At 34.3% G+C, this 13,193-nt stretch carries 15 protein-coding genes; 6 read left to right on the top strand and 9 right to left on the bottom strand.

Features of this window, described 5'->3' with window-relative positions:
* Nucleotides 1-350: 350 nt before the first annotated feature.
* Together MTZ49_RS04835 and MTZ49_RS04830 are read right to left on the bottom strand one after the other, a co-directional pair.
* A complete protein-coding gene (locus tag MTZ49_RS04835; protein WP_264747255.1) occupies nt 351-1,334 on the bottom strand; it encodes a polyprenyl synthetase family protein in 984 nt (327 codons plus the stop codon).
* A 243-nt stretch (nt 1,335-1,577) separates the two neighbouring features.
* Complete coding sequence (locus MTZ49_RS04830; protein WP_264747254.1) at nt 1,578-1,862, bottom strand: hypothetical protein; 285 nt, start codon at nt 1,860-1,862, stop codon at nt 1,578-1,580.
* Nucleotides 1,863-2,200: 338 nt separating this feature from the next.
* On the opposite strand from MTZ49_RS04830, the gene rplU reads away from it, so the two are divergent.
* The 3 genes from rplU to cgtA all read left to right on the top strand — a co-directional run bounded on the left by rplU (nt 2,201) and on the right by cgtA (nt 4,160).
* The gene (gene rplU / locus MTZ49_RS04825; protein WP_264747253.1) at nt 2,201-2,512 is read left to right on the top strand and encodes a 50S ribosomal protein L21; all 312 of its coding nucleotides are present in this window, start codon (nt 2,201-2,203) and stop codon (nt 2,510-2,512) included.
* 25 nt (nt 2,513-2,537) lie between these two features.
* Nucleotides 2,538-2,795 carry a 50S ribosomal protein L27 gene (rpmA, locus tag MTZ49_RS04820; RefSeq protein ID WP_201092238.1) on the top strand — a complete coding sequence of 86 codons (258 nt, stop codon included), beginning with the start codon at nt 2,538-2,540 and terminating at the stop codon, nt 2,793-2,795.
* A 147-nt stretch (nt 2,796-2,942) separates the two neighbouring features.
* The gene (cgtA, locus tag MTZ49_RS04815) at nt 2,943-4,160 is read left to right on the top strand and encodes an Obg family GTPase CgtA (RefSeq protein WP_264747252.1); all 1,218 of its coding nucleotides are present in this window, start codon (nt 2,943-2,945) and stop codon (nt 4,158-4,160) included.
* Between the two features lie 49 nt (nt 4,161-4,209).
* Here the strand turns inward: cgtA and MTZ49_RS04810 are convergent, their stop codons facing one another.
* On the bottom strand, nt 4,210-5,601 hold the full coding sequence (locus MTZ49_RS04810; protein ID WP_264747251.1) for an FAD-binding oxidoreductase: 1,392 nt from the start codon (nt 5,599-5,601) through the stop codon (nt 4,210-4,212).
* Nucleotides 5,602-5,780: 179 nt separating this feature from the next.
* Between MTZ49_RS04810 and serA the strand changes: the two genes are divergently transcribed.
* Nucleotides 5,781-7,010 carry a phosphoglycerate dehydrogenase gene (gene serA / locus MTZ49_RS04805; RefSeq protein ID WP_264747250.1) on the top strand — a complete coding sequence of 410 codons (1,230 nt, stop codon included), beginning with the start codon at nt 5,781-5,783 and terminating at the stop codon, nt 7,008-7,010.
* Between the two features lie 93 nt (nt 7,011-7,103).
* On the top strand, nt 7,104-7,379 hold the full coding sequence (locus MTZ49_RS04800) for a DUF2218 domain-containing protein (protein ID WP_264747249.1): 276 nt from the start codon (nt 7,104-7,106) through the stop codon (nt 7,377-7,379).
* Between the two features lie 26 nt (nt 7,380-7,405).
* Here MTZ49_RS04800 and MTZ49_RS04795 read toward each other — a convergent pair whose 3' ends face one another.
* From MTZ49_RS04795 to MTZ49_RS04775, 3 genes are all read right to left on the bottom strand, one after another.
* Complete coding sequence (locus tag MTZ49_RS04795) at nt 7,406-7,888, bottom strand: pilin (protein WP_319804745.1); 483 nt, start codon at nt 7,886-7,888, stop codon at nt 7,406-7,408.
* Nucleotides 7,889-8,023: 135 nt separating this feature from the next.
* On the bottom strand, nt 8,024-8,512 hold the full coding sequence (locus tag MTZ49_RS04785; RefSeq protein ID WP_319804744.1) for a pilin: 489 nt from the start codon (nt 8,510-8,512) through the stop codon (nt 8,024-8,026).
* An 826-nt stretch (nt 8,513-9,338) separates the two neighbouring features.
* On the bottom strand, nt 9,339-9,554 hold the full coding sequence (locus MTZ49_RS04775; protein WP_264747248.1) for a hypothetical protein: 216 nt from the start codon (nt 9,552-9,554) through the stop codon (nt 9,339-9,341).
* Nucleotides 9,555-9,796: 242 nt separating this feature from the next.
* On the opposite strand from MTZ49_RS04775, the gene dbpA reads away from it, so the two are divergent.
* Complete coding sequence (gene dbpA, locus MTZ49_RS04765) at nt 9,797-11,164, top strand: ATP-dependent RNA helicase DbpA (protein WP_264747247.1); 1,368 nt, start codon at nt 9,797-9,799, stop codon at nt 11,162-11,164.
* 596 nt (nt 11,165-11,760) lie between these two features.
* On the opposite strand, the gene MTZ49_RS04760 is transcribed toward dbpA, so the two are convergent.
* The 3 genes from MTZ49_RS04760 to MTZ49_RS04750 are packed head-to-tail and all read right to left on the bottom strand — an operon-like array spanning nt 11,761 to nt 13,178.
* Nucleotides 11,761-12,228: a hypothetical protein gene (locus tag MTZ49_RS04760; protein ID WP_264747246.1), complete on the bottom strand. Its 468-nt coding sequence runs from the start codon at nt 12,226-12,228 to the stop codon at nt 11,761-11,763.
* 58 nt (nt 12,229-12,286) lie between these two features.
* Nucleotides 12,287-12,706: a hypothetical protein gene (locus MTZ49_RS04755; protein WP_264747245.1), complete on the bottom strand. Its 420-nt coding sequence runs from the start codon at nt 12,704-12,706 to the stop codon at nt 12,287-12,289.
* Nucleotides 12,699-13,178, bottom strand: a complete 480-nt coding sequence (locus tag MTZ49_RS04750; protein ID WP_264747244.1) for a hypothetical protein — start codon at nt 13,176-13,178, stop codon at nt 12,699-12,701. Before MTZ49_RS04750 ends, MTZ49_RS04755 begins: the two co-directional genes overlap by 8 nt.
* Between the last annotated feature and the right edge of the window lie 15 nt (nt 13,179-13,193).

Here is a 13,193-nt window from a genome sequence, read left to right as displayed (position 1 = left end):
TAAAATTGAGATAACGCAAACTTCAACAATGACGTTCAATTGATAGAAGATATATTTTTAATTACTAGATATAGAATTTTCAAACCTCCAACAATAACAAAACAACAATCTTAGTTATTTTGGAAGAGCGATAAAGATCACCAAATAAGGATCCAAATAAACCAATAGCCTTACTACTTAAACAAACAAAAAATAGCTATTACAGTTTTATGGAACATATATTGATATTATTTTCACACAGTAAGCGATATAGATGAAAAGTTCTATTTCTTTACTAATACACAAGGCAATGACTTTAGATTTATATTTTCCTATACAGGCTAAGTTCTTTGATTTACTCTAAATAGCTATTAATAAGTCCTAGCAACAGAAAATTCAGTTAACTCAATTAAAGCATCTTTATATTTGCTATCAGGAATAGCACTCTGTAAATAAGCTATTGCTTTCTCAGCATAACTTCTAGCCAATTGAGCAGTATAGTCTAATGCCCCTGTCTCTTGCACTATCTGACTAATTAGCTCTAATTGATCAGTTCCGCCTTTTTGAATAGCTTTACGAACGATTGCAGATTGTTCTACATTACCATGCTTCATGGCATAGATAAGAGGTAAGGTCGGTTTACCCTCAGCGAGATCATCACCAACATTTTTACCAAGATCATCCGTACTGCCACGGTAATCCAACAAATCATCTACTAATTGAAAAGCAATACCTAATGCATCACCAAAACAACGTAAAGCTTCACATTGTTCAGGAGTAGCTTTCGCTAACACGCCTGCACTATGGGTAGCCGCTTCAAATAACATCGCTGTTTTACCACGGATGACTTGCATATAGATTTCTTCCGTAGTGCTAGCATCACGTACGCGGGATAACTGTAATACCTCACCTTCCGCAATAATACGGGTAGCATGGGAAATCACCTGCATAATATGCATGGAATCTAATTTCACCATCATTTCAAAAGCACGGGTATATAAAAAGTCACCTACTAATACACTAGGCGCATTACCCCAAATAGCGTTAGCTGTTGAACGACCTCTACGTAAACCAGAAGCATCAACCACATCATCATGCAGTAAGGTAGAAGTATGAATAAACTCAATAAGCCCAGCCAATAAACAAAGGTCATCTCCTTTTTTACCAACTGCATTACCTGCTAATAACACTAATAGAGGACGTAAGCGTTTACCACCAGCCGAGATAATATACTCTGCAATTTGTTCAACTAAAGGAACATCCGACACTAATTGTTTACGGATAATATCATCTACCCTAGCAAAATCTTCGGCAATAACTTGGTAAAAGCTTTGAGTTTTAGATTGAACAGTCACTCTATCTATTCCTTAAAAATATTGTGCGTAATGCTAGGTGGGCAACTAATAAGTGTCAAGCATTTATGCTAGATAAATATATTGATTAGCTTTTTACAAAACACCTTTATCCTCTATATTAGATAAGCCTTCATTTAATTTACGCGCGCTCGTAATAATTTTTTTAAAACCATGTGTTCATTTTAAGAAAAATAAAAGAACAGATTTCATCGAAAATAAAGTAATGATTATAAGTAGCTACTATTATAAATTTTTGATACGTCTGTATTCATCTTGAACATCTTGATCAATCATAATTGAACTGATAGATTCGCTGGAGTGTATATTTGAACCACTTTTTTTAACACCTGATATCCAATACTCCTCACCTGTTTCAAGATCCCTAAAATTTCCTCGTACCCCTTTACCCTTGTTACTAATGAATGTTTTACCCTTATAGTAAATTGTTTTGCCTGTTTTTGAAAAACTCACCCAACCTATGCAAGCATCAGTCCCATCAATTAACCCCTCTTTATTTTCTATATACATAACTCGTCTATGCTTAGTTAAGTTGATTAGATTTCATAATATACTCTCTGATATAAAGTAAATTTTATAAACATCTACTTTGTGTATTTTAATTGAATTGTAATCTTTTCTCAAAAAAGACCTATACTTGCATCGTTATCTATACAATAAAACCATAATATTTTATAAATCCACTTGCTTAGTTATAATAAGCAGAGTAAAATCCTAACCCCTGAATTCCCTCAGGTAACTACCTGTCACGCAATAGCTTAGTGTTTTCCAGCACCTAGCAGCCATGCCAGACCAATTATACTGATGATAAAGCGTCGGGTGAGCAGGACTAACGGAGATTATTTTAAATGTATGCAGTAATTGTAACTGGCGGCAAACAATACAAAGTCGCTGAAGGTGAATACCTTAAAGTTGAAAAACTAGAAGTTCCTACTGGTGAAACTATCACTATTGATAAAGTACTTTTAGTTGCTAATGGTGAACAAATTAATATTGGCGCTCCTGTAGTAGAAGGCGCTAAAGTTACAGCTGAAGTAATCAGCCAAGGTCGTCACGACAAAATCAGAATTATCAAATTCCGTCGTCGTAAACACCATATGAAACGTCAGGGTCACCGTCAATGGTACACTGAAATCAAGATTACTGGTATTTCTGCCTAAGACCTTTTTGAGGAGTATATAACTCATGGCACATAAGAAAGCTGGCGGTTCTACCCGCAACGGTCGTGATTCCGAATCCAAACGACTAGGTGTTAAATTATTTGGTGGACAAACTGTAAAAGCAGGTAACATCCTTGTTCGTCAACGTGGTACTCAATTCCACCCAGGTTATGGTGTTGGTATTGGTAAAGACCATACTTTATTTGCTAAAGTAGATGGTGTTGTTAAGTTTGAAGTGAAAGGTCAATTTGGCCGTCGTTATGTAAGCATTGTTGCTGCATAATCTCACTATTTAGAAAAAACCCTGTCTATGGCAGGGTTTTTTTGTCTTTAACTCAAGAAAATTTCTCTTCTAACTTGCAAACCCTCCATAACTAATTAAACTAACAATCAGGCTAATTAAAAATCCGTCGCGAGACGAAGGTAATTTATGAAATTTGTTGATGAAGTATCTATTCATGTACAAGCTGGTGATGGCGGTAATGGTTGCATGAGTTTTAGACGAGAAAAATTTATTGAGAAAGGCGGCCCCAACGGTGGCGATGGTGGTGATGGTGGCTCTGTCTATCTAGAGGCCGCTGCTAACCTGAACACCTTGGTTGACTATCGCTATACCCGTCGCTTCCAAGCACAGCGTGGTCAAAATGGTGGTAGCACTGATTGTACGGGCGCTAAAGGTGATGACCTTATTTTACCAGTTCCCATTGGCACAACCATTATTGATGCTAATACCCAAGAAATCATTGGCGACTTAACTAAAGAAGGTCAACGCTTAATGGTGGCGCAAGGTGGTTGGCATGGTTTAGGTAATACTCGTTTTAAATCCAGTACTAACCGTGCGCCACGCCAAACTACGCCTGGCAAACCTGGTGAAGCTCGTGATCTGAAATTAGAACTTAAAGTGATTGCTGATGTAGGTTTATTAGGCTTACCTAATGCAGGCAAAAGTACCTTTATTCGTAGCGTCTCTGCGGCAAAAGCCAAAGTAGCAGACTATCCTTTTACTACCATTGTGCCTAATCTAGGCGTAGTGAGTGTTGGCAGCTTTAAAAGCTTCGTGATCGCTGATATTCCTGGACTAATTGAGGGTGCGTCAGATGGTAGTGGCTTAGGTACACGTTTCTTAAAACACTTAACCCGTACCCGCTTACTATTACACCTAGTGGATATGTTACCGTTGGATGGTAGTGATCCTGCTGATGCGGCTGTTACTATTCTAAATGAATTAGAAAAGTTTAGCCCATCACTAGTAGAACGTGATCGTTGGTTAATTCTGAACAAAGCAGATCAATTATTAGAAGATGAACAACAAGAAGTGAAACAAGCTATTGTAGAAAAACTACAATGGCAAGGCCCTGTTTATATTATTTCTGCTAGTGAACGAGAAGGTACAGAATCACTTGCACAAGCAGTTATGCGTTATTTAGATGAACGCACTTTGCGTATAGAAGAAGATCCTGAATACGCAGATTATCTTAAAGACCTCGACCAACGTATTGAAGATGAAACACGCGCTCACTTACAAGGTTTAGATGATGCTAGAGCATTACGTCGTAGTGGTTTAAAAGCGAGTGATGATGACACTGACGATATGGATGATTGGGATGAAGATGATGAGGACGGCCCAGAAATTATCTATGTAAGATAATCAGCTATAGCTACCTTATAGCGGTTATATAAGGTAGCTTAAAGATAAACTATTTAAATATCTTACCTGGATTCATAATATTATTAGGATCAAATACTGCTTTTACTGCACGCATATAATCAATTTCAGTTGCAGAACGGCTATACTCTAAATAGTCACGTTTAACCAACCCAACCCCATGTTCAGCAGAAACTGAACCATTGTATTTTTCTACCACCTCAAAGACTTTAGTATTCACCACTGCGCATTTAGCAAAGAAATCTTCCTTATCCAAATTAGCTGGTTTTAAAATATTTAAATGCAGGTTACCATCCCCAATATGACCATACCAAAGCACATCAAAATCTGGGTAATCGGCTTTTACAATATTATCAATATCCGCTAAAAAAGCAGGCACTTGACTAACCGTTACTGACAAATCATTTTTATAGGGGGTAAACGGAGCAATCGTTTCTGAAATATCTTCACGCAGGCGCCATAGGTTTTGTAATTGCTGTTCACTTTGGCTAATTACCCCATCTAATACCCAACCTTGTTCTACACAATGCTCAAACACAGCCATTGCTTCATCCCTAACATGTTCAGTAATGGCTTCAAACTCAATTAATGCATAGAAAGGATAACGACTATCAAAAGGTGCTGGAATATCACCACGATCCAAAATCTTCGCCAAACATTTATCTGAGAAAAACTCAAAAGCAGTTAAATCTAACTTACTTTGGAAAGCATGTAATACAGGCATAATAGAGTCAAAATCTGGTGTACCTAACACTAACACTGTTAAATTACTAGGTTTACGCTCCAATTTAATGGTAGCTTCTACCACAAAACCTAAGGTACCCTCTGCACCAATAAATAAATTACGAAAATCATAACCTGTGGCATTTTTAATTAGCCCTTTATTGAGGTCTAATAAATCACCTTTACCTGTAACTACTTTTAAACCAGCCACCCAGTTTCTAGTCATACCATAACGGATTACTTTAATACCGCCCGCATTAGTTCCTATATTGCCACCGATTTGGCTAGAGCCACTAGAGGCAAAGTCTACTGGGTAATATAATCCTTGCTCTTCTGCAAAAGTTTGTAACTGCTTAGTAACCAAACCAGGCTGACACACAACTTCACGATCAATAGCATTAAAATCTAGAATTTTATTCATATAATCAAAGGCAACGACCACCTCTTGATTATTAGCTACTGCTGCACCTGAAAGTCCTGTACGACCACCAGAAGGGACTAAGCCTATTTTATGTTGATTAGCCCAGCGCACAATAGCTTGTACTTCTTCAATAGTTTTTGGAAAAACGATAGCCAACGGATTAGGTGTATAAATTCGTGTCCAATCCTTGCCATAGTTTTCTAAAGAATCTTTATCTGTTAATACTTTACTGGGTTCTACTAATTGTTTTAATGATTCTAGAAGAGCATCATTGGTCATTTTTATTTAATCTCACAAAAAATTCATACAGAACTTGATAAAATATCCAGTTCTAACACACTAGAATGAATTAGAATATGCTAGCATAGATAGCTAATTTTAGCGTACTCTTAATTGTTAAAATTTTAAGAGATAACAGATATTATTTCTGATTTTTATTTAAAAGCGGACATAGAGCAATGAGCAAAACTTCTTTAGACAAAAGCAAAATTAAATTTCTTCTTCTAGAAGGTATTCATCAATCTGCTATTGATACCTTAAAAGCAGCAGGCTATGAGAATATCGAGGCGATCTCAGGCTCACTACCGGAAGAAGAACTAAAAGAAAAAATTGCTGATGCACACTTTATTGGCATCCGCTCCCGTACCCATTTAACAGCTGAAGTTTTTGATTGTGCTAAAAAACTTATCGCTGTTGGCTGTTTCTGTATTGGTACTAACCAAGTTGACTTACAAGCCGCTTGTGAGCGTGGCATTGTAGTATTTAATGCCCCCTACTCAAATACTCGCTCAGTAGCAGAGTTAGTATTAGCTGAAGCTATTTTATTACTACGTGGTATTCCAGAAAAGAATATGGTTTGTCATCGTGGTGGTTGGTTAAAATCAGCTACTAACTCCTTTGAAATTAGAGGAAAAACCCTTGGTATTATAGGCTATGGTTCTATTGGTACACAGCTTTCAATTCTAGCTGAAGGGTTAGGAATGAATGTAATCTTCTACGATGTAGTTAACAAATTATCTCTAGGTAACGCTAAACCAACTGATACCTTACAAGAATTATTAGCCACTGCTGATATTGTAACCCTACACGTTCCAGAGCTACCCTCTACTAAATGGATGATTGGTGAAAAAGAAATACGCCAAATGAAACAAGGTAGCATTTTAATTAATGCTTCACGTGGTACAGTGGTAGAGATTGATGCGTTAGCAGATGCCATAAAAGATAACCATCTAAGCGGTGCTGCCATAGATGTATTCCCAGTAGAACCTCGTAGCAATAAAGATGAATTCCAAAGCCCATTGCGTGGTTTAGATAATGTTATCTTAACCCCTCATATTGGTGGTTCAACGATGGAAGCTCAGAAAAATATTGGCGTAGAAGTAGCTGAAAAGTTAATTAAATACAGTGATAATGGTTCATCTATTACTGCTGTAAATTTCCCAGAAGTTGCTTTGCCTTCTCATCCAGATATTCACCGTATACTACATGTTCATCAAAATATTCCAGGTGTTATGAGCGAAATTAATAAAGTATTCTCTGATAATGGCATTAACGTTTGTGGCCAGTACCTACAAACCAATGAAAAAGTGGGTTATGTAGTCATTGACTTAGATGCAAAATCATCCGAACTTGCTCAAGAAAAATTACAACAAGTAAAAGGTACTATTCGCTGTCGTGTATTGTTCTAATTGAGAATAATATTTATTTTCAAAAAACCTCAACGTTAGTTGAGGTTTTTTTATATACTAATTCATATAAAAATCAATAAATATAGGTTTAATATGATAGCAGAAGCTTATGTAGAAACATCAACTCCATCAAAATACATCAATAGACTATGCAAACATTTTGCTCACAAAGTTATAGTTAACTATGATGAAAACCATGGTGAAATAAATTTTAAGATAGGAAAAGGTTATATAGAAAAAGTTATGGATGGATTAAAACTAAAAGCAGAAGCTAATAATCAAACTGACCTACAAGAAGTCATCGATATTATGGATAGACATTTTGTTAGAATAGCTTGGCAAGAAGAACTAATATTAAATTGGCAATAAACCCTGCATAAGCAGGGCTATAAAAATTAGTTCTGACAAGAGGCAGGCAAATATTGCTTTAAAGCATTACTTATGCAACCCCATTGAAAAGAACCTGATGTCACTGCCATATATAATCCTAATTCACTACCAACAAGATTACCATTAACGCCTGTAGAACGCATTTTTGCCACAACACCACATATTGATTGTATGCCATTGCTACCAAGCATAATAGTTTGAGTTTTATCCTCTTTTACTGTAACAGATAGCACATATTTACCAGAAATTTCCGAAGGCTTAGCAATACCGCCAGCATTATTTGAAGTACTATTTTCTGGACAAAGATTCTTAGCACTATAATATTCTGCTACAGAGGCTTTTTGACCTGATACTAAACTTAATGCCTCAGCCATTTGAGCACGACCAATATAATCTTGATAAACAGGGATAGCAATCGCAGCTAAAATTCCTATAATGGCTATTACTATCATTAATTCCATTAATGTAAAACCTTGTTGTGATTTCATTGTAGCCCCCAAATCAATTTATCTACAATTAAGAACCATTATATAAAACACTTAACTACCAACAAATACAATAAAATATTTAATAAAAAAACCCTGTAAAACAGGGTTTTTTTATAACTCTAACCAAAAATTTAATTATTTTTGGCAAGTAGATGGTAAGTATTTATCGTCGATATCAGCTGAGCTACAACCCCATTGGAAAGCACCTGAAGTTACACCCATTTTTAATGATAAAGTACCACCAGCGATATCACCATTAACACCAGTATTTCTCATTTTAGCATCAATTTGACATACAGGAGTAATTGTAGCAGAACCAAGTGTAATAGTACCACCACTAGCATCACCAGTAGTTACTGATAATACATATTTACCAGCGATTTTAGAAGGTGAAGCAATACCACCTGCTGTAGTTGAAGTATTGTTTTTTGGACACTGATTATTTGAACTATAGTATTCAGCTATTGCACCTTTTTGACCAGAAGCTAAGCTTAAAGCTTCAGCCATTTGAGCACGACCAATGTAATCTTGGTATGCTGGGATAGCAATCGCAGCTAGAATACCGATAATTGCAATTACGATCATTAATTCGATTAAAGTAAAACCTTTTTGCATAGTTCTCATGTTGTTTCTCCAATATATTTTAGTTTAGATCAAGGGAGTTATAGCAAATATACATACCCTCTGACTGACTATAAACAAGCACATAGTATGCCAACTTTAGGAAAAGAACTAAAAAAACAAAAATATTATTTAAATTCAATATCTTATAAAATAATTATTTGCCTTATCTTTATATCGCTATTCTTATTAATTTTATATTTTACGAATAAAATGAAAAGAAGTGACATTTTTTGTCATGCTTGTACAATTTATTACATTTTATAATCATAAAATTATTTCTCTTTTTTAAATTTTAACTAAATTCTCTTAAATTAATTATATTGTTAGATTTTAAAGGAAACAGTATAAAGCATACTAACTAACACAATAACCATCATATTTAAATGAATATAACACACAAAAGTAGTATTATAGTTTCCAACCTCTATAACTCTCACCTTTCTCCAAATCCAATTGTTACTCCTCTCATAGAGATTAACGTATGTTGAAACTCGTTTTATTTAAACTGTCTAAATCTATACCTGAAGCAATAAACCAAGCCTGCAAATATTCAAAAATTTCTGGAATATTCTCTAGCTCCATTTCATTTTCTGAAAAATACTTTTTTGTTTCTTCAAAAAATTTTGACAAGATTAGAGTTAATTAAATAACATTCGCTATTTATAAAAACGCCTGTTTTTGCCATGATTCCACTCCCTATTCAAGAATTAAAATTTTATCGAGCGCACGTTGAGCATTTAAAGCTTCTGCTGTTGGCTTACTTGATTCAACTATTACGTTATTATCTTGCCAATAAAAAAGGGCTGTTAAACCCTTTTAAAATTGATTACCAAGAAGATGGATCTTCCTTAGATATCTTTTCTAAATCCTCTTTCCATTCTTCACCATCATCTAATACTGACTTTTTCTCTTTTCCAATATTTCTTACAGTATAAAAGCCAAAATAAATTTTTATGCTCTTAAAATAAGTCATATAACCATCAAAAAAGCTCACTAATGTGTTCAAGTACTGGTTTACTATAAAGAGTAAAATTGCTTGCACTATAACTTTTATTTTCTTCTATATAATTGGTTGTATTACCTGAAGTGGCTGAGCGTTGCTTAAATCATACTGAAGAAAATAAATTTAAGCGCATTTATCAGCGTTATAATTATCATAAGGAAATGAGGGAGGCTTGGGAACAATATAGAGAGCAACTATGTTGCAGCATAATTAAAGTAATTATGTTTTTAATCAGGTATGATAAAAGCTTATTTAACTACTTGTTATAACAAAGAGCCCTTGTGAAATCATTTTCATCCTTACCTTTAAAACAAACCTTATTAGATAATTTAGCGTTAATGGAATTTACTTCCATGACTCTCGTTCAAGAGCAAACGTTGCCATTAGCTCTGGCGGGCAAAGATGTGATAGCTAAAGCCAAAACAGGCAGTGGAAAAACCGTTGCATTTGGTTTAGCCTTATTATCTAAACTGAATGTTAAACAATTCTCCACACAAGCGCTTGTTATTTGCCCAACCCGCGAATTAGCTGATCAGGTTGCCAATGAGATTCGTCGCTTAGCTCGTCTTATGAGTAATGTCAAAGTGTTAACGCTGTGTGGAGGTGTTCCTGTAGGACCACAGATAGGTTCTTTAGAGCATGGCGCACATATTGTAGTCGGAACACCAGGAAGATTAGTCGATCATCTAGAACGGCAGACTTTAAATTTAAAGCAATTAAATACACTAGTTCTTGATGAAGCCGACAGAATGCTTGAAATGGGTTTTGAAGAAGATATTAGTAGCATACTGGCTGCATCACCAACCTCTCGTCAAACGCTCCTTTTCTCTGCTACTTATCCTGATAGCATCATGGCGATGAGTAAAAAGATTCAGAACTCGCCCGTGATGATCTCTACAGAAGAACCACATAATGAGATTGAGCAATATTTTTATGAAATTGAAAACCATCAACGTGATCAAGCATTAGCCAAAATGATTAATCTGAACCCTTGTGAATCAACCATTGTTTTTTGTAACACAAAGGTAGCTTGTCAAGACGTTGAGTCCTACTTGAATGGGCTAGGCTATAGTGCTATCGCATTACATGGTGATTTAGAGCAGCGTGAGCGAGAACAGGTATTATTTCAATTTGCTAATAAAAGCTGTGCTATTTTGGTAGCAACAGATGTTGCTGCTCGGGGCTTAGACATTAAAGAGCTAGACGTTGTCATTAATTACCAAATCACACCCGATCCTGAGGTGTATGTCCATAGGATTGGCCGAACAGGAAGAGCTGGAGCAAAGGGGATAGCTATCACCTTAGTCGCAACAAGTGAGGTTGTTAGAGCTAATGCCATTGAAAAAGAATTAAATTTCAAGCTTAACTGGAAATCATTACCTAATTTAACTATTGATCCCACAAACATTGTAATACCCAATATGCAAACATTGTGTTTGACGATTGGTCGTAAAAATAAAGTAAGACCTGGTGATGTACTCGGTGCATTAACCAAAGATGCTAACTTAGAAAGCAAAAATATTGGAAAAATTAATATCACTGAGTTTTATACTTATATTGCTATTGATCGCACAATAGTAAAACAAGCCTTATCTTATTTTCAGCATGGAAAAATTAAAAGTAAACTGGTCCGAGCATGTAAGTTATAAAAACTGATGCTTAACTGAACTATCTTAGATATCAGTTATCTCAATAAGAGATAACTCAACTACAATTAAAACACAGAACAATCAAAAAACATATACTTGAACAATGCAGCAACCAATATCTCATTAATTGGAATAGTTAAGACCTGATCGTACAGTACCCCATTTTATATAAGTATCTGCTAGATTAAGTCTGACTTACATTCTTTTCTAAATAAATATCTGTTTTACATCCAGTAACATATTTGAATAGGAATCTTTTTCAACATATTTTATCCTGATGAATCTGGTATTATTATAAATAGCTTATCTAACAAAATTTTATTAATAGATCTCTTTTAGATAAGTGCTAACAAATTATAAAAAGACAGATAAAAAATTAAGCTGACTCTTTTGAACACTTGTTAGAATTATCCATTACCCAATTATTATCACCTGTTATTTAATAGATTGTGCTTAGATAATATTTTACTATTAAATGGTGATGTTACATGGTGTTTAGGCATACTATTTATTGATTCAAGGCTTTTTTTCTTACCATGTTATTTTATCCACAACTATGTGTGTTGGCTTAACTTCTTGAGGTAAACTACCCTCACTTATCTAAAAGCCTTATGACATTCATCTTCATTAATAAGGATATTTCCGATAGGGAGCATTGTTTTATTAGAAATAATTTCAAATCTAATATTGAACCCATAATTTAAAGTTTTTTGAAGATATGGATTTATCGTAACACTTAGACCACTTCCATAGTGAAATACTGAATATTTTGAAGTATCACAGTTTATATTGTTATCTAACTCTAATGCATTTTGTATTTTAGAAAGCTCTTCCTCATTTTTATCAAAGATGAGTTGTATAGTCAAAGTATCTTTCTGATCAAATATTACCGCATTAACATTTGACATTGAATGTGTGTGGATTTGCTCATTTGCTTTTTTTTCAAAAAAATGTAGATAACTTCTTGCAGATTCTTCACTATCAATATTAAAAGAAGCAGTTTCAGCATGATTAATCCCACATAGAGCAATAAGTACAATAAATAATGAAATTAAATTCTTCACTTTATTTTATCCTATTCTATAAGGGTATATTTACCCATAAATACTGTCAATATATGCTTTATACTATATGTGGGTAAGTGATATTAAACTTCTCTCGGATTTGATTATATAAAGGACGTAAGGTTTCTTTATTCTCTGCATGTCGCATACAGAAATTAGCAATCGAATCTGCACCTATTGCTTTATCTACCGCAATCTTATTGTTAGCATATTGGAAAATAATTTTATTAGATAAATCTCCATGCTTAAAATCATAATAGTCATCTTTTATTTCATCAGGCAAATTATAAAAGTATATTACTGCTTCTTCTGCTATAAAATCATTACTATTTAATGTAGTTTCTAACAATTTTTTCAATTGTATATCTGTTTTATTTATAACATAAATCATTTTTAAACAATTCCATAATATGTTATAACCTATTATATTAAACATACCAGAGCGAATTACCCCTCCAACACCTATATATCTAGACATATTCTTTCTCCAACTTAAACATACGAACCAATTCCATGTACGCCTCTATAAATGATGGCGACTCACAAGCTGACACTCGTGCTTTATAAATTTCTCTAATGATCTTTATTATTTCTTTAATTGCTAAGTTTTCCTCAAGGACTAAACAATTTTTTTCATCCTCAAATGCTACAATATTTATACCATAAGGACCACGTATTAAGTCATACTCAATAAAGCCATCTTCATATATAAAGTCAGCAGTAGCCATACAACCTATGGTAATACTGCAATCAAATAAATGGCTACCTGGATGAATTCCAACTAAAAAACAAGACATAAATTCTATTAAATTTTTTTCTGTCTCATCTCCTTCTAAGCATCCCGAACAAATATGTTTTATAAACTCTATATCGTCTTGATATACAGAGTTTGATTCGTTAACAAATTTAATATCTAGGTTTTGATAATGGTTCTCTATATTTTCACTCATAACTTAACTCCAATT

Origin of the sequence: Entomomonas sp. E2T0 (assembly GCF_025985425.1) — a bacterium.
In the GTDB taxonomy this organism is placed as follows: domain Bacteria; phylum Pseudomonadota; class Gammaproteobacteria; order Pseudomonadales; family Pseudomonadaceae; genus Entomomonas.
This window is presented reverse-complemented; position numbering and strand designations above follow the sequence as displayed.